The 24,624-nt window shown below is 41.7% G+C and carries 22 protein-coding genes and 1 pseudogene; 6 read left to right on the top strand and 17 right to left on the bottom strand.

What is annotated here, in order from left to right:
- Positions 1-813: 813 nt before the first annotated feature.
- Positions 814-1,077: a hypothetical protein gene (locus tag HWQ40_RS15605; RefSeq protein ID WP_292779263.1), complete on the bottom strand. Its 264-nt coding sequence runs from the start codon at positions 1,075-1,077 to the stop codon at positions 814-816.
- Between the two features lie 1,156 nt (positions 1,078-2,233).
- On the opposite strand from HWQ40_RS15605, the gene HWQ40_RS15600 reads away from it, so the two are divergent.
- Positions 2,234-2,641, top strand: a complete 408-nt coding sequence (locus HWQ40_RS15600) for a hypothetical protein (protein ID WP_292779261.1) — start codon at positions 2,234-2,236, stop codon at positions 2,639-2,641.
- Positions 2,642-2,819: 178 nt separating this feature from the next.
- Here HWQ40_RS15600 and HWQ40_RS15595 read toward each other — a convergent pair whose 3' ends face one another.
- The 3 genes from HWQ40_RS15595 to HWQ40_RS15585 all read right to left on the bottom strand — a co-directional run bounded on the left by HWQ40_RS15595 (position 2,820) and on the right by HWQ40_RS15585 (position 5,217).
- Positions 2,820-3,329: a GNAT family N-acetyltransferase gene (locus HWQ40_RS15595; protein WP_292779259.1), complete on the bottom strand. Its 510-nt coding sequence runs from the start codon at positions 3,327-3,329 to the stop codon at positions 2,820-2,822.
- Positions 3,326-3,781: a GNAT family N-acetyltransferase gene (locus HWQ40_RS15590; RefSeq protein WP_292779257.1), complete on the bottom strand. Its 456-nt coding sequence runs from the start codon at positions 3,779-3,781 to the stop codon at positions 3,326-3,328. Before HWQ40_RS15590 ends, HWQ40_RS15595 begins: the two co-directional genes overlap by 4 nt.
- 110 nt (positions 3,782-3,891) lie before the next feature.
- The gene (locus HWQ40_RS15585) at positions 3,892-5,217 is read right to left on the bottom strand and encodes a DUF58 domain-containing protein (protein WP_292779254.1); all 1,326 of its coding nucleotides are present in this window, start codon (positions 5,215-5,217) and stop codon (positions 3,892-3,894) included.
- A 397-nt stretch (positions 5,218-5,614) separates the two neighbouring features.
- On the opposite strand from HWQ40_RS15585, the gene HWQ40_RS15580 reads away from it, so the two are divergent.
- Together HWQ40_RS15580 and HWQ40_RS15575 are read left to right on the top strand one after the other, a co-directional pair.
- Positions 5,615-6,592: an NADP-dependent oxidoreductase gene (locus HWQ40_RS15580; RefSeq protein WP_292779251.1), complete on the top strand. Its 978-nt coding sequence runs from the start codon at positions 5,615-5,617 to the stop codon at positions 6,590-6,592.
- Positions 6,589-7,134, top strand: coding sequence for a hypothetical protein (locus HWQ40_RS15575; protein WP_292779249.1), 546 nt, complete (start codon positions 6,589-6,591; stop codon positions 7,132-7,134). The genes HWQ40_RS15580 and HWQ40_RS15575 overlap by 4 nt, the downstream gene beginning before the upstream one ends.
- A 99-nt stretch (positions 7,135-7,233) precedes the next feature.
- Here HWQ40_RS15575 and HWQ40_RS15570 read toward each other — a convergent pair whose 3' ends face one another.
- Positions 7,234-8,997: a mechanosensitive ion channel family protein gene (locus HWQ40_RS15570; protein ID WP_292779246.1), complete on the bottom strand. Its 1,764-nt coding sequence runs from the start codon at positions 8,995-8,997 to the stop codon at positions 7,234-7,236.
- A 392-nt stretch (positions 8,998-9,389) separates the two neighbouring features.
- Between HWQ40_RS15570 and HWQ40_RS15565 the strand changes: the two genes are divergently transcribed.
- Positions 9,390-10,019, top strand: a complete 630-nt coding sequence (locus HWQ40_RS15565) for a hypothetical protein (protein WP_292779244.1) — start codon at positions 9,390-9,392, stop codon at positions 10,017-10,019.
- 534 nt (positions 10,020-10,553) lie between these two features.
- Here the strand turns inward: HWQ40_RS15565 and HWQ40_RS15560 are convergent.
- The 10 genes from HWQ40_RS15560 to HWQ40_RS15515 all read right to left on the bottom strand — a co-directional run bounded on the left by HWQ40_RS15560 (position 10,554) and on the right by HWQ40_RS15515 (position 19,935).
- Positions 10,554-12,524: an alpha/beta hydrolase gene (locus HWQ40_RS15560; RefSeq protein ID WP_292779242.1), complete on the bottom strand. Its 1,971-nt coding sequence runs from the start codon at positions 12,522-12,524 to the stop codon at positions 10,554-10,556.
- Positions 12,506-12,670 carry a hypothetical protein gene (locus tag HWQ40_RS15555; protein WP_292779241.1) on the bottom strand — a complete coding sequence of 55 codons (165 nt, stop codon included), beginning with the start codon at positions 12,668-12,670 and terminating at the stop codon, positions 12,506-12,508. The genes HWQ40_RS15560 and HWQ40_RS15555 overlap by 19 nt, the downstream gene beginning before the upstream one ends.
- A gap of 29 nt (positions 12,671-12,699) precedes the next feature.
- Positions 12,700-12,852: a hypothetical protein gene (locus tag HWQ40_RS15550; protein ID WP_292779239.1), complete on the bottom strand. Its 153-nt coding sequence runs from the start codon at positions 12,850-12,852 to the stop codon at positions 12,700-12,702.
- A gap of 42 nt (positions 12,853-12,894) precedes the next feature.
- Positions 12,895-13,596, bottom strand: coding sequence for a hypothetical protein (locus HWQ40_RS15545; protein ID WP_292779238.1), 702 nt, complete (start codon positions 13,594-13,596; stop codon positions 12,895-12,897).
- 653 nt (positions 13,597-14,249) lie between these two features.
- Positions 14,250-15,017, bottom strand: coding sequence for a phosphatase PAP2 family protein (locus tag HWQ40_RS15540; RefSeq protein ID WP_292779236.1), 768 nt, complete (start codon positions 15,015-15,017; stop codon positions 14,250-14,252).
- A 36-nt stretch (positions 15,018-15,053) separates the two neighbouring features.
- Positions 15,054-16,295, bottom strand: coding sequence for a hypothetical protein (locus HWQ40_RS15535; protein ID WP_292779235.1), 1,242 nt, complete (start codon positions 16,293-16,295; stop codon positions 15,054-15,056).
- 433 nt (positions 16,296-16,728) lie between these two features.
- The gene (locus HWQ40_RS15530; protein ID WP_292779232.1) at positions 16,729-17,463 is read right to left on the bottom strand and encodes a glutathione peroxidase; all 735 of its coding nucleotides are present in this window, start codon (positions 17,461-17,463) and stop codon (positions 16,729-16,731) included.
- 77 nt (positions 17,464-17,540) lie between these two features.
- Positions 17,541-18,470: an alpha/beta hydrolase gene (locus HWQ40_RS15525; protein WP_292779229.1), complete on the bottom strand. Its 930-nt coding sequence runs from the start codon at positions 18,468-18,470 to the stop codon at positions 17,541-17,543.
- Positions 18,471-18,492: 22 nt separating this feature from the next.
- Positions 18,493-19,317 carry an SDR family oxidoreductase gene (locus HWQ40_RS15520; RefSeq protein ID WP_292779227.1) on the bottom strand — a complete coding sequence of 275 codons (825 nt, stop codon included), beginning with the start codon at positions 19,315-19,317 and terminating at the stop codon, positions 18,493-18,495.
- Positions 19,318-19,449: 132 nt separating this feature from the next.
- Entirely contained in the window at positions 19,450-19,935 is a 486-nt protein-coding gene (locus HWQ40_RS15515) for a glutathione peroxidase (RefSeq protein WP_292779224.1), read from the bottom strand.
- 1,092 nt (positions 19,936-21,027) lie between these two features.
- Here HWQ40_RS15515 and HWQ40_RS15510 point away from each other — a divergent pair.
- Complete coding sequence (locus tag HWQ40_RS15510; RefSeq protein ID WP_292779222.1) at positions 21,028-21,483, top strand: DUF2141 domain-containing protein; 456 nt, start codon at positions 21,028-21,030, stop codon at positions 21,481-21,483.
- Between the two features lie 212 nt (positions 21,484-21,695).
- Here HWQ40_RS15510 and HWQ40_RS15505 read toward each other — a convergent pair whose 3' ends face one another.
- Both HWQ40_RS15505 and HWQ40_RS15500 read right to left on the bottom strand, forming a co-directional pair.
- Positions 21,696-22,841, bottom strand: coding sequence for a peptidoglycan-binding protein (locus tag HWQ40_RS15505; RefSeq protein ID WP_292779219.1), 1,146 nt, complete (start codon positions 22,839-22,841; stop codon positions 21,696-21,698).
- A 246-nt stretch (positions 22,842-23,087) separates the two neighbouring features.
- Positions 23,088-24,155 carry an EamA family transporter gene (locus HWQ40_RS15500; protein ID WP_292779216.1) on the bottom strand — a complete coding sequence of 356 codons (1,068 nt, stop codon included), beginning with the start codon at positions 24,153-24,155 and terminating at the stop codon, positions 23,088-23,090.
- 65 nt (positions 24,156-24,220) lie between these two features.
- Here HWQ40_RS15500 and HWQ40_RS15495 point away from each other — a divergent pair.
- A pseudogene (locus HWQ40_RS15495) lies at positions 24,221-24,529 on the top strand (hypothetical protein); the annotation flags it as partial.
- Between the last annotated feature and the right edge of the window lie 95 nt (positions 24,530-24,624).

Genomic DNA, 24,624 nt, shown 5'->3' with positions numbered 1-24,624 from the left:
TATTCAAAAAAGATTAATTGAAATTTGAACTGCTTTAGTTCAACACAATAACTATAAACAATTTAGAAAATTTTGCAACACTTTTTTTCCTTAACTTTTGTAAATTTATTTTTGATATATTTGCTAAAAAACAACAATTTAGGTGGAGGATAACGCCACCTAAATTGTTGCCTTAGTTCTTAATTTTCAGAATAATTAATATGCAAATTAGAACTGGGTTGATAATTCACTTTTAGAGTAATTATCTGGAACACCAGCACTTTTCGCACCATTCTTTATCTAAAAGCGCTTAAAGCAAAAGCACTTGAAGTCAAAGTGGTAAGCAAGCGAATTGTTATTTTATTCGACTATAAAATTAGCTCGACCTTATCCAATTTTTTAGCAAGGTGAACACTACCCCTGAGAGGATGTTTGAAAAATCATGATTGATGATATTTTTTTACCCCTCCCTAACCCTCCCCTTGTAAAGGGGAGGGAACCGGATTTTTTTGTTTCCCCCCTTTACAAGGGGGGACTAAGGGAGGTAACAACGCAATTAAAATCACAGCCAATCACTTTTCAAACAACCTCTGAAATCTTTGTGCAACATTAGTTTTACTTTTTTAACTTCATCAAGAATCTGTGAAGTTGAAAAAGTATTTGCCAAAAAGCGAAGGTTTTTACTGGATAAAGAAAACCAAGTTCTTAATTTTGGATAAAGTCTAGTTTAGAGTATGTTTGAATTTGCAAACATACTCTAACGGTCAGAGTACTTCCGTTAAATTCTATTGCGGAACTTGAAAAAAGCTATTTGAGACTAACGTCGTCTTCGTATTATCTTGGCTTGGGTCGTGTTACTGTCGCTTTAATCAAAGTTCCACCCGTTACTGTTTTATTACCGAAAATGTCTGCTGTTATTGAAGCAGAACTAATAGTACTAGCGTCTATCTTAGCTCCTGTGTCGTCGATAACAGCCACGGTTCCACCTGTCAATACTAAAATCGTAGTACCAGCGCCTCCAATTAAGGTTTCAGCTTTCAGATCATTTAGAGATTCTAAGTAACTCTGCTGGCAGTCTAAATCACGAATTTTAAGCATACTTCTCCCTTGTTAACTTCCTGTTTACCTTTGATTAACTTCCTATTTAGGATTATTTTCTGAGTACAATCTACTGATTGTTTTTTCCGCCACAAAAAAGAATAGCACTATTAGAAATGAATAAATAGTAGTTTTACATAATTTTTTTTTCTTACGATCATAGAAAACCTCACACTGTCAAGCTATTTACCTCATTTTGGATTTATAGGTTGTTTGAAAAGCATTTCGCTGTAACTGATTTTAGGTATTTTTAGATCCTCTGTAATCCTAGTCCTAGAGCCGTTTTAGGCTACAGTGGCAAGAAGTTTATCAATATAATAATAGAAAAATCACTGAGAAGTTGCAATGGAAATATTACTATTTATGCGGAAAATATTTAGTCGCTTTTCAGGCGATTTTAAGAACAGTAGTGGTTCGCGAATGATATTCGCGAACCGTAAATAGATAAAATGATTTTTCGATTTCAGGTATTAACAAGCAAGTCTGCTATCACACATCAAAATACTGCCTCTATTCTCCGCTGGTATACATATCGTTGATAGAAGAGTATTATCAAATTCTGAAATGGGCTGCAAAGCAGAAAGCGATCGCTTGGTGGATGAGAGATATCTTTGATAATAGGTTTTTTGACTCTGATTGCCGTACAACTATTAAGAATGACTTATTTGTATCGGCAAAACTATTAAGAATGACTTATTTATAGCGAGCAACTATTAAGAATGACTTATTTGTATCAACAAAACTATTACGAATGACTTATTTGTACTGAACTAAACTACAAATTCTTGCATCATAGATGTTAACTAAATTACAGATGTATCTGCTCTTTGCTAGTACATTTCCAAAGCGAAAAATAATGTGGAATTCACTATTGATCGGACAATACGCACAATAGTGTGGCTAGGAGGATACTTAGAATATATAAAAAATAGTGTAATTGAGATACAAGTTTGGTGAAGAGGTTAGTTAGAGTTGGAAACCTTGTACCAAAATTGTTTGTTGTATTCTTTATTACATTTTGTTGTATTCTTTATTACATTTTGTTGTATTACTTATTACATTTTGAAATTAATGGTTTAATTTTAATTGTTTAAAAGCTTTGTAGAGCCAAGAATGGTTCGTATAAGTTATTCGCGAACCGTATATTTTTTGTTTTATGCCCAATAACTCAAAACCGTCACCCCAAGAAGATTTATATGCACGCATACATTGCGTAGTTCAAGCTAGAGAGCATCTTGAGAAAGAAATCCAAGCAATAAGTGCAAGTGCTTCGGGAGAAGTAGCTGCATCTTCCTGTTCAATTGTTCGCTATCTCGCTAAAGGCAGGAATTCAGCGTATTGGTATTATAAACTACAGGCTAGTATGGCAATATTTCCAACAAAGACTGATGGTAAGAGTTCTCGTTACAAGCATTTAGGTAAAGCTGGTAGTCAAGCATACCTGGATGCTGTAGAACAAATTTTTCTAAAAGCCAAAATCGAAGCATTAGATCGTTCAATTAAAATTTTAAACCAGGGTTTGAAAGATTTAATCGAAGAAACTTCTAAATACAACAAAGATTAGTAGTGGGTTCGCGAATAATGTGCCCGCGAACTATTCCCGCTTCTCCACATCCTGTGAAAAGTCAGGAGTAATAACGAATCGCGTACTGCTACCCAGAAGCAAGCTACGCGCAGTGTCTCGTTGGCGCAGCCTCTCGTAGAGAAGAGAAGGAAAAAATGCTTAACTGAACTGTATTGTACTATACTTCATTAAAAGTATCTGGATAAACAACCTTGCCTTTATACTGCTTTTGATAACTTTGTAGTGCTTTCACCATGAAAAATTCCTCTGGTACTGGAAAGGAAGACTCGATTTCATAAACAACAGCAGTTTTAAAGCCAAAGCGAGTATAAAATTGAGGATGACCTAGTACAATTACTATGGCTTCTTTCTTTACCTCTGCTATTTCTAACCCTGCTTTTATTAGTGCACTGCCAATTCCTTGTCTTTGAAACTGTGGATGAACTGCCAAAGGTGCTAAACCAAGTACCTGGAGTGTTTCTTCACCTACTAGGTCAATATAGCTGAATAAAATATGACCGACTACAACATTTTCAACCTCTGCAACTAGAGAAAGTTCGGAAATATAACGGTCAGAATAGCGAATTTTCTCCACAAGTTGAGCTTCGTTTTCTTGCCCAAAGGCTAATGTATTCACCTCAGCTATTGCTGTGTAGTCTAGCAGAGTTTCACAACGGATATCGATCATTTTAAAACTAATTCCATAACAACCCAGTTGGCTCGATGTTCTAGAGGAATCTCTGTTTTTTCCAAATACGGCTCGATATCTTGAAAGCCAAATATATGATAAAGTGCCTGTGCTTCCTTTGCAAAAGGGGCGCTGTCTAAACGTATCCTAGAGTAACCAATGTAGGCAGCTTCATTGATGATAGCTTCTAATAAAGACTGACCGATTCCTTTTCTGCGAAATTCTGATTTTACATACATTCTTTTAATTTCGCCAATATCTTCACCAATCTTTCGCAAGCAAGCGCAACCAGCTATTTTTTCCTCATATTGTCCCAAAAGCAAGCGCCCTGAAGGGGGTAGAAATTCGTGGACTTGAGTTATATATTGCTCAAAGAATGTATTAACATTTAAATTGATACCGAATTGATTGCTGAATATTAACTTAGTCTCATTAAAATATTCCCAAAACACTTCCTAGATATGAGAGTTATGTTCATCAGTCTCTACCTGGATAATTTTAAGCAAAGTTTATGCCTCCGCTAAATAATTGAATAAAAATACACAAGTTAGAATAACAATTACTAAAGTTGATTTCGCGCTTTGAGTTGCAGATATCGCTCAACTAACTGATCGGCAATTTGATTTGCTGGTGCATCTAGCACCAATACACCTTTTTGTTTCAGTTGGGCATAAGCTACTTGTCGTTGCATTAATAAATCTAGTGCTACTGCACGGGTATAAACACCTGCGACATCATCTGTAAAGGTGTGTGCTAGACGATCAACTTGTGGATCTCGCAAAGTAACGCAAAATGGAAGGTAGCGGGGTGCTAACTTGGAGAGTGCGGCTAGGAGTTCTGTAGAGGCAGTAATATCAACTAAGTCGGTAATCACCACCACCAACGCCCTCCGAGTTTGTCGCTGCAAAACATTTGTCACCGCCCCCAAATAATCAGATTCAAATAACACTGGTTGAATTGGAGTTAAGCGATCAATTAGCTGATTCAAATGATGTTGACCGCGTTCTGGGGGAATCCACGTATGCATCTGGCGGTCAAATACACCAACACCCACGCGATCGCCTCGATGTAAACCTGCCAAAGCTAAAGATAAAGTTGCATTCAATCCCCAGTCAAATCGCTGCAAATTCTGCACTTTTGCCGTCATCAGGCGTCCGCGATCGAGTAATATCAGTAATGTTTGTTCCTGTTCTGGTTCTAGAACCCTCACCAGTGGCATGGCATTACCATAAACGCCAACTCGACGGGCGGTAGCTTTCCAATCAATAAACCGCAAATCATCACCAGTGCGATAGTTTCGCAATTCGGCAAACTCTGTGCCAATACCAGTTTTGCGAGATTGGCGCATTGATCCCGATGATTGCAGTGTCAGACGAATTGTCAGCGATCGCAATCCCACTAAATCAGGATAAACTTTCACTGGTAGACTTTGGGGAATTTGCCAATCATCCCAAGCTAATCCCCAAAGTCCCAACTGTCGGACTTGAATATTTCCCCAAGGAAACTCTCCCCGCTGTGTCGGGTGGACGGTATACGTTAATTCCTCAGTGCTGTTACTGGGAACAATGGCGCTGAGTGCAGGTGCAGACACGCCAAATCCTGTTGGGTAATAGTCGCAGATTTCAATTTGGGCGTCGGTATTTGGTGATGTCACCTTTAGCATTACGGGATTATCTCGCCCAATGGATAATCGTGACGGTAATTCTCGGCTAATTTGCACGCGAGAACGCCGCACCTGTAAACCATCTACAACCATCAGTCCGAGAATGATGGCATTAAATAGCACAGTGATAGCGATGGTTACTCTAACAATTAGAAATAAGGATAGGATCGGGGCGATCGCAATACCCAAAACCAATAATAAATAAACTCGTTTGGAAGGAACCATTTTTTAGAACGAGAAGTTAAATCTTAGGAGGCAGGAGGCAGGGGGCAGGAGGTAGAATTAATCTACGTTTACAAGCCTGGGACTTAGGTTGTGGAAGCTTCGTATCTGGCTGCACTCTACTCGATACAATTCTTCTTTTTAAACTGGGTAATGTCAGCAGCCAGAAAACTATCTATTCAACGAAAACGAGAACTTATGTAAAAATGGCGATCGCGTCTGGATAGTCTGGGCCAATAAACCCATTTTAGATGCAACTGCTTGAGAGGGGGAGTGAAAAGTTACTATAGAAGAGCTAAAAAGTAAGTATGGGGTTTCCATATGTCGGTAAGCGCCGCAGATTTTTATGAGTGATGAGCCAATTCTGCCATATCCATTGAATTAAACAGGGGCGAGGAAAATGAAAGCAATAGTAATCAAAGAATACGGCAATGATGACGTTCTAAATTATGCCGATGTCGAACGCCCAAAGCCGAAGGCGGACGAAGTTTTGGTGAAAGTTCACGCCGCGGGGGTTAATCCGGTTGACTGGAAAATCCGTAACGGTTTGGGCGAAAGGCTCGGTCTGAAACTACCCATCATGCTTGGCGGCGAGATTGCCGGAACAATCGAAAGAATTGGCTATGATGTCAGAGGTTTCAAAGAAGGCGATGCGGTTTACGGCATCATACGCTCTGGAGGTTTCGCCGAATACGCGGTTGCCAAAATGGAGGATATTGCGTCTAAACCCCAAAGTCTCGATTTCGAGAACGCGGCGGCGGTTCCACTCGGCGCGTTGACCGCATGGCAGGCGATTTTTGATTTAGCCCATCTCAGCAGTGGGCAAAGAATTTTGATAACCGGCGCGTCAGGGGGAGTCGGTTCGCTGGCTGTTCAACTTGCCAAAGCAAAAGGCGCATACGTCATCGGTACGGCTTCGGGACGCAATGAAGAGTTCATCAGAGATTTAGGCGCGGATGAATTCGTTGATTACACGAAGCAAAACTTTGAAGAAGTCGTCAAAGACGTTGATGTCGTCTTCGATGCGGTCGGCGGCGACACGTTTGAAAGAGCGTTCCAAACTTTGAAAAAAGGTGGCTTTCTGGTAACGTCAGTGGAGTTTCCGTCTGAAGAAAAAGCGCAGGAATTTGGCGTCAAGTCCGCACGGGTCTATTGCAAGCCAAATACGGAACAATTAGCTGCCATCAGCGCATTGGTTGACGAAGGCAGATTAAAAGCGCACGTCGCAACCGTTTTGCCGCTCGTAGAAGTGAAAAAGGCATTCCAACTTTCCGAAAGTGGGCGCACACGCGGCAAAATTGTTTTGCAAATTGGCACAGGAGCGGCTCAGGAAGGCTCACACGCCGCTGCTGTAACTGAGGAAAATACCCAATTATGAATAGCAAAACTAAATTCTTGACTTTTGTCACCGTAATGCTAACAGTTTCTTCTTTGACTGTCAGCACAGTTGTAGCAAAGGCGAAACTAACGAATCAGTCAAAACTTTTTATCAACGGCATCGGCGCAGTACAAGTTGGAATGACTGTCCCTCAAGCGGCAAAGGCTGCTGGTACTAAGCTAGTGGGCGATGCACCAAATAATAATTGCTATTATGTTAAGCCACAAAATGAACCCAAAAATCTTTCGTTCATGGTGACAAAAGGTCGGATTTCTAGAGTAGATGTGAGGCAAAATAATCAGATTACTACCCTCAAAGGTGCAAAAATTGGCGACACAGAAGCGCAAATCAAGTCCCTTTACCCAGGACAAATTCAAGTCACACCTCATAAATACGTCCAAAACGGACATTACCTAACTTTCATCCCGAAAGACCGTGGCGATCGCAACTATCGTCTAGTCTTCGAGACTGATGGTAAACTTGTCACTGAGTTCAGAGCGGGTAAATTGCCAGAAGTCGAATATGTTGAGGGCTGTTCTTAATTTAATCATTTTGCAAAAAAGTTTTGTAGTATATTGAAGCGTTTTTCAGCAAAAGGTTTTAGCGGTTCTAGTAAGTTATTCGTTTCCAGCTGACAATCCTCAATTTGCGTTAATCTGAATATTGTTGGCTTCAAAGGCTTGCCGTACCCGTAGACGAAACTCTCGCCCAACGCTCCATTGTTCCATAGGTGCGGTTTTAATCCAGACGCGCACTGACATACCCGTATGGGATAGGTCATCAATCCCCAACACTTGGGGCGATTCTGGCAGGCGATCGCGCCATTCTACTTCGCTATACAATTGTTTGCATACTTGCTTGAGAATCTCTAAAACCTGCTTGGGGTCGTTTTCATACGCCACTACAATAGAAAAGTCTACCCGCGACCAGAGACGGGTTAGATTGCTGACATTCATGATATTGCTATTGGGAATGGTAATTAATTTACCTTCGTTATTACGTAGTTGAGTCACCCGCAGGTTGAGATTTTCCACCAGTCCGCTTTTATCCCCGATCTCAATTACATCTCCCACAGCAAATTGATCCTCCATCAAAATCAAACAGCCATTGACCAAATCTTTAATCAGACTTTGGGAACCAAGAGAAATGGCGATACCGATGACAGCGCCCCCTGCCAAAATTGAACTGGTGGGCATATTAAATGCGTTTAGAGAATGCAAGATACCCAAGGTAATGAAAACAAAAGTGATTAATCCTTTGAGTGCCCCAGAAACTGTTGCAGCTCGTAGCGCAATCCGTTGAGTTTCACTCAAAGGGAGAGAGGAATGGGTTGTCCAGACATCAGTGAGGCGGTCAATTAAGGTTTTGCCGATCCGAATAACAAGACTGATGAAAAACCAAATAATCAGTAGCGCCAGGGGCCTGGCTAAAGCGTCCTTCGACCATCTCATGAGGTAGGGGACGCTATACATGATGACCACAATCCCGATGTACCACATCAGAATAAATGTCCAAAACAGTAGCCATGTGAGCAGAGAATAGATCCCCAGTTGGCGCTTGAGGCTGAACTGTCGCTGGATAATTTCTAGAAACTGCGATCGCTGATGGGCGATCGTGTCTGCATCTGTTTTCTTTTCGCTGGTCTCTATTGTGTGAATAGTTGTGGATGTTTCTCCCTCAGCTCGCTTGACCACACCCTGTTTTACCACAGCTATCTGCTCTTGATGGCGAACTTGCAATGCCGTCTGTTTGCGAATTAGAGTTCGCCGCAATAACCACAACACAACACTCCCTAACACTAAACCGATGCTGATTTGTAGTGCCTGTCCAATTCGTTGCCACAATACCTTATGCGAGAAGAGTCTATTAATGCGTTCTACTTCTGCTTGTAATATTTTTTGCCACTCCTGCGCCAATTCCTCCAGAGTTTTTCCGTGGTAGTCAGCATCTGGCTCTGTTACAGTCACCAGCCTTAAAGGACGGGTCGTTTGATCGTCACTGAGCTGGAGGATTAAATCCTGATTCAGAATGGCAATAGAAACCAGAGGAGTTTGTTTAGCTTTGTTAGTTCGGTTGAGCGCTCGCATGAGCCGTTGCGTTATTTCTTCGGCACGTACCTCTACTGGAAGAGATCCATCTGGCGGTTGGCTACGATTAAAAACAGTGGGAGAGACAATCTCAAACAATAGGCTTCTGTCTAAGGGTGAATACACAGACGCAATTTCATACATACCGAGGCGGGTAACACCACTAGGTGGCTTGTGCGGATCGTTGGAGGCTGCGGTAGGTAAGGAAGGTAGTTGACTGTGAGCGATCGCACTCCAACCAAGCACCATTGCGATCGTCATCATACTGACTAGCACAAACCGAATTATTGAATGGAGCAAGCGATTAAACAGGAACATATCTATGGTCAAGTGATTGAGTAACTGATATTAGTGTCGGTCATCGTCCGACTTTAATTCTTTATCATCAATTAATTTAGAGATTTTAGGACAAGTAAAATGGCGATTTTATCTCCATGTGGTCTTCAATTAGTAGAAGGTCTGAATCCCCCACGCTTTTAATTCTGACTTGCTTTTTTTGAATTCTTTTTCAAGAGAAAAATCTGGCGATGCCTGCGGCGGGCTACGCCTACGCTTCCTATACAAAAGCTCTAGAATTCAGAATTTGCAAAAGTTTTTGGAGAGTGACACAACGCCAGATAGTTTAAAAATTTTTGCAAGTGTCAACTAGCAAATTCACATTTAGGGGATGATATAAAATGTCATCTTCGTTGTCATAACTCAGGAGCTTTATGGCGATCAAATCTTCAAATTTATTTTTAGCAGTAGCATTGGCGATCGCTTCTTTAAGTTTTCCCGTATCCGTCAAAGCCGATACCGTGAATGCCCGTTGCGATGTGTTCCCAAAAGGAGAAGACCGTGCCACATCTTCTGGTCGGTGTACCTTTTCCCAACGACAGGGTGCGGTTAGCATTCAACTAGAAAATGGTTCTAGCTATGACTTGCTCCCTGAGGGTAATCGACCCGGCAATTATCGCGATCAAAATGGTGATGCTGCCTATCGACAAGCTGGACTGGGCGATCGGGGACAGATTTATCGCCTTGCCAACGAGTCGATTTTTGTCTATTGGGATACATCTGCTAATCGACAAAACTCAGGTAACAGAAATCGTAGGGCTGCTGCTAGGCGTCAGCCTGAGGCGGGTACTACTGTTTCTCGGTTAAGTGATTTAGTCGGGGCAAGGGCAGGACAGGCAGAAAACACAGTGAAAGAACGGGGCTATCGATGGGTCAAGAGTGATGATTCGGGCTACGGCTACTGGCTAGAAGGCAAAACTAACTACTGTGTAACGATCCGAACAGAGGAAGGACGCTACCAATCGATTGTTTACACAGGGGGTTCAGAGGATTGTAAGAAATAGTTGCTATCTGGACAAACAATCCAATTCAGAGGGTACTGAGAGGATGTATTAAAAGGTAGCTGAGAAAGCTGAAACCCGCATTTCTTGGTTAAGGCACAATGTCTGAGAAGTTCCTTGGACGATGCTTATTCACGAAATAATCAGCGTTTCATACATTGTGCCCTAAAAAGTGGATGTTCCCATGTCTTGATTGCAGGTCTGAGCGATTAGCATTGCAGGTTGCTACATCTAATACCATTTCACTAAAATTCTGATACAAATCCAAACCCCAAAAGCTTTGCCATATCAGGCTTTCATAATTGCGACTTGCGAATTGCGAATTGGTATAATACTAAACATCTTGCGCGAATATTAATAGACTCCCTTTAATCCCCCCTTATAAAGAGAAATTGAGTAAGTTTACTCCCTCCCCTTACTAAGGGCGAGGGTTGGGGTGGGGTTTTGAGGATTCATGCAAGAGGTTTACTCAACTTCTACATCGCACCGCTATATCTACGCCTATTTGTGAGCAGCCCGGAGAACCCTCTTTCGCCTTCAATAGAAGAATACAGTCAACTGTCCGGCAACGGCAAGGAAAAGAGTATAGGCGATCGCGACACCTGCCGTCAACGAGTAGTAGAATCGCCGTCCTCTGCCCCAGTAATGCTGTTTCCAGGACTGCACCGCCAAATATGCCATTGCCACCGAGAGCAGCGCCATCAGAATCGGGATGACATAAACCCAGGCAACGGCGCGATCGACGCCGACAAAGATGCGGGTGTAGCCCAATTCGCCATGTCCTCCCGTTAGTGCCGTCAGACCCACTTCGACAATCTGCAACACAATCCAACTCACACTCAATAGAGCTAACAACACCCCTAACCAAGGTGCCCAACGTGCGCCTGTTGGAGTTGGACGGTCGGGGCGCTGCTTGCGAATAAACCGCACAATCAACCAACTGAGGAACCAAACCACCGGAAATAGCATCAACCAACCGAGCAGGAGAAGTCGTTTGAGAATATCGTCCAGATTAAAATTCAGCAGCGATCGCGTCAGCCAGGTCGTGCCGGGAGCGATCAGGGTATTTTTGCGGGTGATGAAGATCACTTTTTGTTCGGTGGCACAACTTGTATTGGGTGATTGCTGGGGATTTTTGAGAAACTCCGCCATGATATTGATCGAACAAGCGCCGCTGACAATTGCTCCATGACCATTGGCGGAAAAAAGCACTGTTGTGCTGTTGCGTAGCCCTTTTGCCACCAACTTGCCATAGGGCGGCGGGGTAATCGGGTCAAAGTCACCGTTGAATAGCAATGCTGGGCGATCGCTAACCACGGGGTTGCGATTCGCCGAATCTAAGGCTGGCACGTTCCAGATTTTGCATTGATCAACAAGTTCCTGGAATTGTTTAGTGCCCCAGGCTTTGGCAACGGGAGAAACGCCATTCACAGCCAACGATCCAATATAGGCGACATCTTCCGAACATTTCACAGACAAGTAGGTGCCGTCAGCCGAATCATCGCCCGCTAAAGACACCAACTCCGTTAAGTCGGCATTCTGAGCGATCAGGGAAAAGTCACCAGCATGAGCCTGATGGATCAGAGCAGGCATGACAAAAGGCGCACCTGATGTGTACGCCATTTGGAATAGGGTATTAACCAGATCAAATCCGTTGAGCCGTTCTTGTTTGGGACTTGCCTTGGGCCGGAACACTTGAATCGCTGCCGGGGTTTGGTTGAGGCGATTAAAGGTTTCTTCAAAGGTAGCTTTGACCCTGGGATACTGGGAATTGCAGTCTGGATCGTTGGCGCAAGCGCTATCAATTTGGTTAATCAGTCGATTAATAATCACGGCATATTGCGAATCGATGCTAGGATTAGATGGCACGATCCCATCCATGATTACGCTGCGAATAATCTCAGGATGTTGCCGCATGATATCCTGCACCAACTCCGTCCCGTAGGATACACCGTAAAGATTTACCTGTTTGTACCCCAGCGCCTTGACCAGCGCCGCCACATCATGGGCACTTTCCACGCTATTAAAGGCGGCTAAATTCACCCTTGATTTGGTGAGGCGATCGCGACAGGTCTGGACGGCTTGGCGTTCAGCCTTGGCATCGACGTTTTCATTGCCGGTATTCTCAACGGCTTTGACTTCTGGGCAGGTTAACCACGGTTTGGAATAGCGGTTGCCCCGTTTCTCGAACACAATTAGGTTGCGATCGGCTCGCAGTCGCTGCCCATCTTGGTTATCGGGTGAGGCAAACAGAGAGGGAAAAATTCCAATGCTCGATCCTCCCGGACCGCCTTGAAACAACAGTAACGGTTCGGCGGGCTGGGGATTGGTGCTTTTGATAATCGCGATACCGACCTGAATGGTTTTGCCTTTGGGCTGGCGATGCAATTCGGGTACGGTTAAATAGCCACATTCATAGTCTGTTCCTTCTTTGGCATTTTTGGGAAATATAGAGCTGGAGAGAGCCGGCTTGGGACCCTGCAACGCTGTCAGAGTTGAACACGCCACTTTTTGATAGGTGCGGCTGTTGGCGAAACGTTGGTAGGTGTCTTAACAGTTGGCTTAGGAGTTTTGCTCCAGAGCAGCGTAGGGGTAGCAAAGGCAAGGGCGATCGCCACCAGAACGATCGACAACAATCGGGAAAAGCGTATCATTAAAACATCACGGTTTGGTTTAACGGCTGTTAGCTACTACTGCTTGTGTTAGTAGGCAGTTTGGGAATTAGCCAAAAGAGGAACTGCTCCTGCGATCGCGTCTGCACCAATACGAAGTCTTCACTGCTAAACAAGAAGGTCTTGATGCCACCGATGGAGCGAGATAAAAACTGCGAAGACATGGGTTTCGTTAAGACAAAGACGAAACCCAACAATACAGCAGACTAGAAACGAGTTCTACCACTACTCCAGTCGCCGGAATCGCAAGTACCACGGAAATCCTCAATCCCATTAATGGCAATCCGTCCACTGCGTCGATCAATCTCAACACGCGGATGATTCAGCCCATTCACCCGGTATTTTCCCGTGATTTGCTCCGGTGTGACACGGAGATCGTTGAGGTTCCACCATCCATCAGTACCGCCTGAATTAATTGGCGGGATGAGCCTTCCGCCCAGATGAATTTTTCCCTGCATATTACGAATCTCGACTTGAACCTCGGAATCGAACTCGTCTGTCGAAGACTCTACACGATTTTGCAGTTCATAGCGATGACGACGTGAGTTCCATTCATAACTGTTGCGGTTTTCAAAACTTGGTTTGCGACCTTCACCGTAGCAGATTAAGGTCAGTCTTTGGCGCATTGAGTTGTCACTGTTGCGCTCAGGTGCGCCTTGCTCCCGGAGATAGGTATCGATCGCAGCTTGAGCTTTACCAATTTCTCTTGAACTACAGGAACGACCATTTTGAACTAGCTCCCCTTGAGGGCTAAAAAGGACAGTGCAACCGCTTCCTCGTGTCATCCCCGTCACACTTAAATTACCATTGTCTACAGTATCGATTATCGCTTGAGCATTCACAGAACTTGCCACTGATAGTGTCAGTAAACCCAGCGCGATCGGCATTAAAGCTCGCAATGTTTTCATTATTATGTTGATTGTTGTTTTGAATAGATATGAATTAATGGGATCACTCTATCACCAAGAGGTTGAATGGTAAAGTCTAGTAGACCTAAAAGTTTTGCCAACGCCAAAAATAATAGCAATACCGTTTTTGGATAATTAAGTTATTAGCTTTACTTACAAAACGAGTTCCTGACAAAAAAATAAAAGACCATATTTTGAGATACAATTTTTGAATTAAAAATAAGCTTACTGAAGCCAATAATCCAGAGCGATACCTTCTCTGCGAGACGCTGCGTGTAGCTTGCTTCCTCGGAGGGGTACGCTAACGCAAAAGTTTTCAGTCTATTGAATGTGCCTAAACCCTAGCAATCGCAATCAGCAGCAGGAGAATTTTATTATTTCTGCGCTTTTTATTTTTCAATCTCAACTATTAATGTTTGACAATCTATTTTTGATGGTAAATCGTCTGATTGAGTTAAACCAAAAGTAGCAATCACTTGTTTCGTCGTCTCCTAGATAACTTTTTTGCTTTGCTCTGGTTTTAATCATCATCTTGCACAAATGCAAAATTTGCCCTCATCCCTCAACCCTTTCTCCCAATTTTGGGAGAAGGGGAGCCAATTTCAAAGTCCCTCTCCCAACCTTGGGAGAGGGATTTAGGGTGAGGGCTGATATTAATCCTCATTTATCAACTTTATTTCTTCAGGGAGTAAAGTAGTTTCATCTTTAGGACGTTCGCCATCTACGGATTTGGCTATAGTTGTATACGGTTTGATAATTAGACTGACACCAATTGTCCAACCTAATGTAACCATCCAACCTGCGATAATGTCACTGGGAAAATGAACCCCCAGATAGAGACGACACCACGCAATAGCCATGATGTATAAGCTGCCGAATATGAGAACTAACCAGCGCCAAGAGGTAGCCCAAGTTAAAAATAACAAAATTGCTACCAGTGTTATACTCGTCATCGCATGAGCGCTGGGAAATGCAAAACTAGACTCAGGTGCAATGGACTCCCACAATTGTGGACGCACTCGATGCATTAATTCCTTTGCTGTGCGGTTGATGATGATGCTTCCTGCTGAGGTGGTGAGTAAATAAGCTAGCGATCGCCAGCGTTTTTGAAGTAGTAAAATGAGTGCGATCGTACCCAAAATCAGCATCGCCGTCCAAGGCAACCCAATTGTAGCTAGGGTGACAGCTAAAACATCTAACTGTGGGTTGGTTGTAGAATGAACTGCTAACAAAATCGGTACATCCCACGGAAAGCCCGCTTGATTCTCCCATATCTTTACTGTCAGGATTTCAAAAACCTGCAAAGGTAAATAGACTCCGATCAAAAGAAGTAAGAGCGATCGCCAACGAGCAATCAACAGGTTTTTGAGAAAAGAAAGCGGCGACTGACTCTCTTTATTGATTGTTTTCTCTTTTTCCATATCTAAGTTAAAAAGGCCGATTGACGACTTCACTGATTACAAATTACTGGAAACTTGAGAAGTTCCACAATGTTTACAGTACGACAAATGCTTATAAGTAAGATTATGACAGTTATGGCATTCAATGTACTGATAATAACCGCAGTGTGGACAGTAAGTATCAAGATGTCGAATTTTCTTGGCACAATTGACACAGCGTGATTTTTGAACTCTGCTAGCTGCTTGGACTTTAGCGTTAAAGACAAATTTTTGAAAAAACTGGATGATTCCAAAACCAATAACTGGAATCAGTAAGATATAAACATAATTTATCAGGAAAAGTAAACCGCCAAAAATGGCACTGACTATATCAAATAAAAATTTAAATATTGCACCTACTTGGAGAAATTCAAATATTTTAACAATTAATGGGATAAAAAAGATAACTAGTAAATGCCAGCTAATTAGTGAAACGAGTCCATATCCTCTTCTTTGGGCAAATTTATGAACTGATAAGGCAATGATAATCAGTGGTAAAAGAAAGACAGACTGAAAACCAAGCTGAATACTTGGATACCAAAATGATGCCTGCTGATAGCCTTTATCGACTTCTTGAAATCGATTGTCATCTTTAAGAAAAGCTATAAAACTAATGTTTTCTGGTTTGGCAAGTAGTTCATTTTTAAGAGTAGAAGTTTCTTGTTTAAGAGTAGAAATTTGGCGATTATTTTCTTCTAATACCTGTTTAGCTTTTTCAGCACTGACTTGATTAATTGATTGTTCGCGACCCTGACCTGCAATTTTTTCTAATAGCGTTGAGTCATACTGAGATTTAATAGTGCTATTGGCTTGTTCAAGCCTACTAATTTTTGCTTGTTTTTGATCGATAGTTTTGATAGTTTGCTGCTTTTCAGAATTCTTAATCTTATCTTTGTAATCGGCATATTGCAAACACGTTTGAGAAACCTTACCCAGATGTCCTGCTTCGGCTTGTTGATAGTTTCCCCGAAAACTAAATTGATTATTCGTGTAAGATGACAATGAAAGTCTAACAATTTCATAGTCTTTATCTTTGGTAGTTTTTGTCCGGTAATTTTGCCACTCTGAATAACATGGATAAGCCTCAGTCGGACTGATATGCCACCTGCTAATATCATCGAGTCCAGTAAAAACATTAATCAAGATAAAAATATCAATGATAATAATGACAATTAAACTGACTTTATTCAGTGGCTCGTTGTTGATTGTCCTTGATTTACTAAAAAATTGACTCAAAATTTGGCGAATTCTGGCAAACATATTATATTTTAAATAAATGTAAATTCAATCCGAATCAATTTTATCCGATCGCTAGTAAATAGCTGGACAAAAATATATCTACCTATCTGAAGATTTGTTAACTGCTGACGAAAAACAAAATTCCCGACAACTTTTACGAAGTCGGGAATCTATGGCTTTCAATTCTCACAAATCAGGCTATGGTCAAAAATATCATGACTTTCACCTGAAGTGTACCCCAACTCAATACCGCTCGGTTAAGAATATTCGTAGGTTGGATTGAGCAATAGCGAAACCCAACAAACCCGCAAAATGTTGGGTTTCGTTCCTCAAACGCCACATGCTACCTTGCGGGAACGCTAAAAGCGAACAAATCGGGAAACCGCAAGGGTGCAGTAGCTCCCCAACCTACACATTTCTATTTTTTAGGCAAAAGCTACGCAGTATTGCAACCCTATTTAGCAGCAAAGTAGGCTTCTAATGCCTCAGAACCACCAATTAATTTACCATCGATAAATACTTGGGGAACTGTTGTCGCGCCTGCAACTGCTTTTAACGACCGTGTGGTGATATCCTTACCCAAGGTAATTTCTTCGTAGTTGATGCCATGTTCCTTGAGCATTGCCTTAGCACGGGCACAGAAAGGACAACCCACTTTCGCAAACAGGGAAACTACTTCGGGCTTCACTGCTTGGGGGTTGATGTATCTGAGCATTGTCTCAGCATCCGACACCTTAAAGGGATCTCCTGGCTCCTCTGGTTCAATAAACATCTGGTTAATTACACCATCTTTCACCAGCATAGAATAGCGCCACGATCGCTTCCCAAACCCCAAGTCTGACTTATCTACTAACAGACCCATGCCTTCAGTAAATTCGCCATTTCCATCAGGAATAAGTGTGATATTTTCTACTTCTTGATCCTTTGCCCATTCGTTCATCACAAAGGCATCATTGACAGAAATACAGATAATCTCATCGACACCATTTTCTTTGAAAACCGGAGCTAATTCGTTATAGCCAGGGAGATGAGTAGATGAACAAGTCGGAGTATAAGCACCCGGTAAAGAGAAGACAACTACTGTCTTATTAGCAAATAGCTCATCAGTTGTCACATCTACCCACTGGTTGTCCTTGCGAGTATGAAAAGTGACATTTGGTACTTTTTGTCCTCGATGATTGGGTAACATAATTTTGCTTGCCTTTAGTAATCAATTCCAGTCATAACCTATCATGGGAGAACTGGTACAATGTAACTATCAATCGGCTAAGAAACTTCATTAATGAATGGAGCGATCGCTGCTACAAATTCAGTGGTTGATTCATAAGGTAGAACATTACGCCCATTTATTTTTATACCTCGACTTTTAGGCAAACAAGCAAGATAGTGGGCCAAGCGTTCATCTGGCGTTTCTTTTTTATTGTCTTGGCTAATACTCGATGCAGTTTCCCCCACAACCGTTAATGTTGGTTGCTGAATCGAGTCAATAAAACTAGTATAATCATCTCGCCAAAACCCTGCTAAAAAAGAAAACACTGCATGGCGGCTAGCAGGATTTTCTGCACCTGCAAGCAATGTATTTAACCACTCTGCATCCACAGCATTTTCAGAAGCAAAGAGTTGACGAATCGAGAAAGAACGTAAAAATTTTGGGGTGCGTGCATAGCGATAAAAAGCACTGCCAAAAGGCGAATCTAACACATTCCAAAGGAATTTTTCCTGCCATTCTGGTGGTTTATTTGTCATCAAAGCCCACGCTGGTGGCCCAGAAAGTACCAGTCCGGCAATTAAATTTGATTCCTTTTGGACTAATTGGATGGCAACTGGCAATAAAGCGCCTTGCACTACAACAATAACAGGTTTTTGGATTACTGTTTGTAAAAAGCACTGCAACTGTTCTGCCCAATCACTAGGAGTGTAAGCTATACGGGGCATATCACTTTCACCACATCCTAGTAAATCAGGGTTGTAAATTGAATTATATTGACCTGTATTATACCACTCGCGACAAAATCGCTGCCAAAATCGCCGCGACAATCCCACGCCAATCGGATGAATTAATAGTAAGGGAATGCCCTCAGATGTTGTATTAATTGGTTGATGAACTTCGTAGGCACAACGATAATTCTGCCAACTGTAAAACTGGCTAGGAGATGCTGTCAAATTGGTTGTGTTAGCTACAGCAGATGGTTGCATAATTCCTAGTTTTTAATACTTGCTAAAAAATCATCTGTGGATGAATCAACTCGTATCCAGCTTCTTTGAGCTTTTCATTCGATACCCAAGCATTATATGGGCGAGTACTCTTAATAGATGTATCCCATTCTACTTTGGGTAAATTATGTTTTTCAAATAAGCTATCTAGCAAGTCTCGGCTGGTGAGATGTGCATCATTTACCAGATTGTAAATTCCTTGCAAACGATGGTAACGGGCAAATTCTATCGCACCAACAATATCATCTAGATGAACCCAATTTGTAGTATCCTCACCATTGCCCGGACGGGTTGTACCAGAATATCTACCAAATATTTTCAACAGTTCTCTACCAGTTCCATAAATCCCTCCTAACCGGAAAATACAAACACGGAGATTCTCGCTAGATACTGATAGCAACACATCTTCTGTTTTGCGGAGAATTTGTGCATTTAAATTAGCAGGTGCAAGCGGTGTTTCTTCATCTACCCATACACCATTCCTGTCACCATATACAGCATAACTACCTGTGTATATTAATTGTTTTACACTCTTAATCTGTTGTAAGCACGAAACTAAAGTTTGGGCAGTTTGTAGATAAGTTTCTTCATAAACTTCTCCACTTTTTGCCCCAACACTCAAAAGTACAACATCTTGATTGTACAAAACTGATTTTAGACTATCTATGTCATTACCACAGGTAACTACAACTCTTTGAGATACTGATTGTAGGGCAGAGACACGCTCAGGCGAAGTTGTGGTTACACTGACAACAAAATTCATATCTTGCTGCCAATATTGAGCAACTTTATAACCAACATAACCACAACCAATGATTGCAACGTTCATGACAAATTAGACACAAATAAATTAAACTACTCATTGAGAGAATATTCTCAATTAATTGTCTGGAAGTAAATAATTTTAACAGTCCAGAGCTAACAGTCAATAATTAATAGTACAGAAATTTTTACCTAATGACTATTTCGCTAATTCTTTCTCAATTGTGGCAATTATGTCTGGTGAACTTGGCTGGACACTACTATTAAATCGAGCTACCACTTCACCTTGCTTATTAACTAAAAATTTTTCAAAGTTCCAAGCAACAGTTCCTGTTGGCTCAACGGCTTTAGTAAGTCGCTCATAAAGTGGATGCTGCTGTGAGCCTTTGGCATGAACTTTATCAAATAGTTCAAAGGTAACACCATATTTACTCGTGCAGAATTGCACAATTTCTTCATTGCTTCCTGGTTCCTGCGCTCCAAAATCGTTACAAGGGAACCCCAAAATACGTAAACCTGCTTCTCCATACTTTTTGTTCAACTTTTCTAACCCCTCGTATTGAGAAGTATAACCGCAGAAGGAAGCCACATTTACAATTAAGAGTACCTGACCGGTGTAGTCGTTTAATTGCTTATCTTCACCGTTGATGGTCTTGACTGCAATATCCGAAATTGTGTTACTCATCTTAAATCTGATTTATAGGGAATATTGCCAAGTCTCCCATATTACAGGTACTCTAAACCCAGTTTCTTTAAGGAAATTAGGTTTGTTAGCCTTGTTGTAACAATTCTATGTGAGTCATGTAGTTGCAAAACGCTGTATTTTGTATAAATAGCTCGACCCAGCTGCTATCTCAGGATAAGTGTGGGAAATCTGCGTTGCTTTTAATACAAAATTTTGAGTGCAGTGATGAATTGATATACCTTATAAAGTCACAAAGAATTAACTCTTTGTATAAAAATTTAACAACATTCAAAATTGTCCAATTATGATATTGGAAAATACGTAGCTATAAAGGATATAGTTGCTTTTTTGTTGCATCATCAGTTATATTTCATCACAAAAACAAAAAACTGTATCATAAAATACAGTTTTTTGTTTTGAGTAAATAGACAATCAGTCAAATTTATCCGTTTAGGCATAAATTTACCAAAGTGAAATCAGGAACTAGTACCGCAAGGCGGAAGTCAAAAGTCAAAAGTCACGCATAATTGTATTCCAAGCTCTTGCGCCATTTGAAATGGGATGTTTATTTACGCCATCCTGTACTAGTCTCATAATTTCTGTGAAGGAGTATTTATATTTTTCTTTAATCAGAGTTTTTAATATTAGAAAAAGTGTGTTTCCAGACAAATAAATAACTGATACAGAGAATGAGATATTCCTTGCCACTTCCTACCAAATTTTTTATTGACATTATTCAAGACAATTTTGGGCAATTTATCAGCCATTTTTTTTAAAGATTAAAGATTAAGTGAAGAAGACTTGACTATTTCAGAAAATACATCGTAAATTTCTTACGAAGAACTATAAAAAATATTTACAGATGTGCCAATAATTTCTTAAACTCCTACTAGGGTTATTTGAGTTTCTGGTTTTTAAACAAGTGTCTAAAGCAACGGTTTAAGACCCTCACTAAATTAAAAATTTGGTGGCTCTCCCAGGTCTGAATCACTTGTGAATAAAACCTTCTGCCTGGTTGTTGAGCGTAGTCAAAACACTGCCCTCTGCCTCCTTCAATAATTTACCGATCGCATTTTACCTTGTGAAAATTTTATGCTTAAAGGCTTAAGAATTAGTATGCTGCTATTGGCAGTGATGGGAAATTTGGCATGGTCATTTAGTGCCAAGGCAAATTTTAACGGCAAACTCACCGTGGAAATTGATGGCTTGAAGAATCAAGAAGGACAAGTCTGTGCCAGTATATTTGCTAGCAGTAAAGGATTTCCTAGCGATCGCGATCGCGTCTTACAAAAGCAGTGTACCAAGATTACTGAAAATCCCTTACCAATTACCTTTGATAACTTGAAAGCAGGTAGTTACGCCGTTGCTGTCTTCCACGATCAAAATAATGACCGCACTCTCAATAGCAATATTTTTGGTATACCAAGCGAAGGTTTTGGATTTTCCAGCAACCCAGAAATTCGCACAAGAGCGCCCAAATTTAGCGAAGCAGCATTTTTAGTGGCAGGGCCAGATACCAATATCCAAATCCAGTTGAAATATTTTTAAGCTGACAGCAGATTCAGCTTGGTACACTGCCAATTTAAGATTTTTCCTTCAATCCAAAATCTAAAATCTAAAATCTAAAATCAAATGACCGAAAACGAAAAGGATACAAGCCCCTAAATTTATTTATGGGGATCATTAATTTTGAATTTTGAATTTTGAATTCGGAGCGTTCGCGCAGCGTCTCGTAGAGAAGCGACGTGACTCCTGCTCTATTATTGTGAATCATTATCAGAGTCTTCCTGTAGATTCTGTTGTTCCGGCAAGCCACGTATTCGATTCATCTGAGTTAAAGCATATCGTGCTGTTGCTTGCACATCGGCATCTGGGTCTTCTAGGGCATGGTGCAACATCTGACTCATTTGACCCATCATGTCATAAACGCGCGTCAGGTCACGGATCGCATTTTGCCGCACTTGTGGACTTTCATCTTGGATTGAAATTGCTAAAGCACGGTTCATCGGTTTGAGTGTGCGGATGCCAATTTCTGACAAAGCTGCCAAAATTAAGCTACTTTCTTGAGAATCAGCATCAATTATCAGGTCAACCAGATGCTGAATTGCCCGCGAATCTCCCTGCTGACCCAAATCCCAAATAGCCTTGCGCCGCTTCGTTGGGTCAGAACTGCGTAAATCTTGAATTAATTCGTCAACGATATTGAGTTTAGCAAGACGGGAAGTTTTTTCTGGTAGCAGTATTTGTGTGGAAAATGGTGGTGGAGGTGTTTGTAGACTAGTGACAGTCTCCAGTAAAGGTGGTGTAATCGGTTCTTTGTTAGCTTCATTCAAACTTTTAGGCTCTGATATTTCGGACTTTTGCACTTGCTTTACCTTCTGAAACGACCTCAGCAGATAAAAAAGTGCGCCAGTACATCCTAGAACCCCAATGGCAAATAGTAACCACCAGACAAAACCTCTCTCGGATGCTTTGGGATTTGCAGAAGTCGGAGCAATAGAGGTAACTTTTGGAGAGGTAACTTTTGGAGAGGTGACAAACTGCTTTTTAGCCTCCATTGCTGCTTGCAGTTTCTCCTGAGTCGCCGGGCCAGCAATCCCATCTAATTTTAAACCCTTTACTTTCTGGAATTTAGATACAGCGATTTCCGTATTGGTGTTGTACTGTCCATCTACCACGCCACTGTAGTATCCCAACTGCTTTAATTGGGTTTGTAGTCTCTGCACATCTAATTTTCGACTACCATATCTCAAAACGGCCGGACTAGCAGTAAGTGTCGAACTAGCTTGTGCAAGTTCTAAAATTTCAGGTGCTAGGTTAGGTGTGGCTGCGCTTGAGCGATTTGGGTAAAAACCCACACAAGAAAAACAGGTAAATATCAGAATTGAGGAACGGCATAGCCTCATATTGCAAGTTTCAGCCTGAAAGTGCTTTTCAAATCTTCGATACCACAATAGCTTCTAGACGACCAAATGTTAACTGTCATTTTTAATTGGGAATTGGGTAATGGGAATGGGCATTGGGAAAAAGAAGGCAGGAGGCAGGAGGCAGAAGTTCTTTAATTTTGAATTTTGAATTTTGAATTTTGAATTTTTAATTGATTTCTCCCTCATCTCTCTACCTAATTACTAATTACGAATTATTTTAACAAGTTAGGGTAATATTTCTGGTTCAGATTCTCTAACTGCTAGGCTTATGGGGTTCAATTTTTTAGCAGATGTTTCTAAAACTGGTTGCTGTATATTAGCTATCTCGCCGACAGTAACTGTGTCGTTTTGTCCTGCTAAAGTATCACGTTGGTTAATGAGATAGATGCTGATTAAAGTGAGAAATACTCCTACCCACTGCAACGGACTGAGGACTTCTGAGAGGAAAAGATTGCCGAATAGTAGCGCAAAGACGGGTGTCAGGAAGGTGAGAGAACTAAGACTTGTGAGACTGCCACTAGAGGCAAAGTAGAAGAATAACCCATAAGCGATCGCACTGCCAAATACGGTAGCATAACCCAAAGCCATGAAATCAGATCCTCCCAGATTCTCCCACTGCTGGGATTCAACAACTGATGAAATTTCCCATAGTGGCAATCCGCCCAAAATCATGTGCCATCCTGTAGCGCTTACAGGGTCAGCATGTCGGCACACAAACCGAATCAACACTGTTCCTACTGCCATTGATAGTGCTGCTAACAGCATTAACCACTCGCCACTAGCAAACAAATCTTGCCAGTTGCCGATTGTCATATTTGCGCCTGAGTCGAAAAAATGTAAAATCCACTCATCAGGTAAGCCAATTAAACTAATGCCTGTGACTCCCAAGCCTAGCCCCAGCCATCCCCAAAAACCAATGTGTTCTTGGAATAGCCACAACGACAGCAAGGCAACAGCCAAGGGTTGCGAGTCAATCATCACAGACCCTAATCCTGCACTAGTTCTGACTAATCCCTCTGCCAAAAAGCCTTGAAACAGCGTTCCATCTACTAGGGCAAATAAGGCAATCCACAGCCATGCAGCCCAACCCTTCGGCTGAGGTTTACCCATAAATGCTGCTGCAATCAGAATTAACATCCCTGCTGGTATCAGACGCACACCTGCCATGAATAGCGGTGTGGTATGGGGTATCACTCCTTTCATGGCTACCATTGCCGTCCCCCATAGGAAAAAGGGGGCGATTAACAAGAGGGGGGCGAAGGGAAGTCGAGATGCACTGAGTTTCAGTTGCATGGGTTTGCTGATGCCTTTGTTTAACAAGCGCAAAAATTGCTTTACCCAATTTTACCGAATTATGTAGTTTTGCGATCGTACCCGATCGCCCCTATTCACGAGAAGGTATCGCTTGCATGGTGCCAGAAAATAACTCCAAATTCTTGGATACAGTCAACTATTCTCTGGTAAAGTTCATGCAAGGATTCGTCAATGGAAATCAGCAATATGTCGCTATTTTTGACCGTTGGTTTGGATCTCAAGGCACTGTAGCGCTGAATCGAGATTTACGTGATTTGGTAGTGCAAACTATGCAATTGGTCACACCAATTCGCAATTTTAAATTCGCAATGACCCTCGCGGACTCGCTAACGCAATTATTACCCCACGCCTAAAGGCCTATCCATTAGACCCGTCCTAAAACTTGCAAGCCAGTATTTACAAGGCTTTGAGACCAATCCTTGCAAATTCTCTTTAAACGTAACAATTA

It is taken from the genome of Nostoc sp. NMS9 (assembly GCF_017114995.1).
Classification (GTDB): domain Bacteria; phylum Cyanobacteriota; class Cyanobacteriia; order Cyanobacteriales; family Nostocaceae; genus Nostoc.
Note: the sequence above shows the minus strand (reverse complement) of the source record. Positions and strands in the feature narration are given on the sequence as shown.

Coding starts and splice junctions, on each gene's coding strand:
- HWQ40_RS15605 (WP_292779263.1), bottom strand. CDS start 1,077: ATGCTTAAAATTCGTGATTTAGACTGCCAGCAGAGTTACTTAGAATCT.
- HWQ40_RS15600 (WP_292779261.1), top strand. CDS start 2,234: ATGCCCAATAACTCAAAACCGTCACCCCAAGAAGATTTATATGCACGC.
- HWQ40_RS15595 (WP_292779259.1), bottom strand. CDS start 3,329: ATGATCGATATCCGTTGTGAAACTCTGCTAGACTACACAGCAATAGCT.
- HWQ40_RS15585 (WP_292779254.1), bottom strand. CDS start 5,217: ATGGTTCCTTCCAAACGAGTTTATTTATTATTGGTTTTGGGTATTGCG.
- HWQ40_RS15580 (WP_292779251.1), top strand. CDS start 5,615: ATGAAAGCAATAGTAATCAAAGAATACGGCAATGATGACGTTCTAAAT.
- HWQ40_RS15575 (WP_292779249.1), top strand. CDS start 6,589: ATGAATAGCAAAACTAAATTCTTGACTTTTGTCACCGTAATGCTAACA.
- HWQ40_RS15570 (WP_292779246.1), bottom strand. CDS start 8,997: ATGTTCCTGTTTAATCGCTTGCTCCATTCAATAATTCGGTTTGTGCTA.
- HWQ40_RS15565 (WP_292779244.1), top strand. CDS start 9,390: ATGGCGATCAAATCTTCAAATTTATTTTTAGCAGTAGCATTGGCGATC.
- HWQ40_RS15555 (WP_292779241.1), bottom strand. CDS start 12,670: ATGATACGCTTTTCCCGATTGTTGTCGATCGTTCTGGTGGCGATCGCC.
- HWQ40_RS15550 (WP_292779239.1), bottom strand. CDS start 12,852: ATGTCTTCGCAGTTTTTATCTCGCTCCATCGGTGGCATCAAGACCTTC.
- HWQ40_RS15545 (WP_292779238.1), bottom strand. CDS start 13,596: ATGAAAACATTGCGAGCTTTAATGCCGATCGCGCTGGGTTTACTGACA.
- HWQ40_RS15540 (WP_292779236.1), bottom strand. CDS start 15,017: ATGGAAAAAGAGAAAACAATCAATAAAGAGAGTCAGTCGCCGCTTTCT.
- HWQ40_RS15535 (WP_292779235.1), bottom strand. CDS start 16,295: ATGTTTGCCAGAATTCGCCAAATTTTGAGTCAATTTTTTAGTAAATCA.
- HWQ40_RS15530 (WP_292779232.1), bottom strand. CDS start 17,463: ATGTTACCCAATCATCGAGGACAAAAAGTACCAAATGTCACTTTTCAT.
- HWQ40_RS15525 (WP_292779229.1), bottom strand. CDS start 18,470: ATGCAACCATCTGCTGTAGCTAACACAACCAATTTGACAGCATCTCCT.
- HWQ40_RS15520 (WP_292779227.1), bottom strand. CDS start 19,317: ATGAACGTTGCAATCATTGGTTGTGGTTATGTTGGTTATAAAGTTGCT.
- HWQ40_RS15515 (WP_292779224.1), bottom strand. CDS start 19,935: ATGAGTAACACAATTTCGGATATTGCAGTCAAGACCATCAACGGTGAA.
- HWQ40_RS15510 (WP_292779222.1), top strand. CDS start 21,028: ATGCTTAAAGGCTTAAGAATTAGTATGCTGCTATTGGCAGTGATGGGA.
- HWQ40_RS15505 (WP_292779219.1), bottom strand. CDS start 22,841: ATGAGGCTATGCCGTTCCTCAATTCTGATATTTACCTGTTTTTCTTGT.
- HWQ40_RS15500 (WP_292779216.1), bottom strand. CDS start 24,155: ATGCAACTGAAACTCAGTGCATCTCGACTTCCCTTCGCCCCCCTCTTG.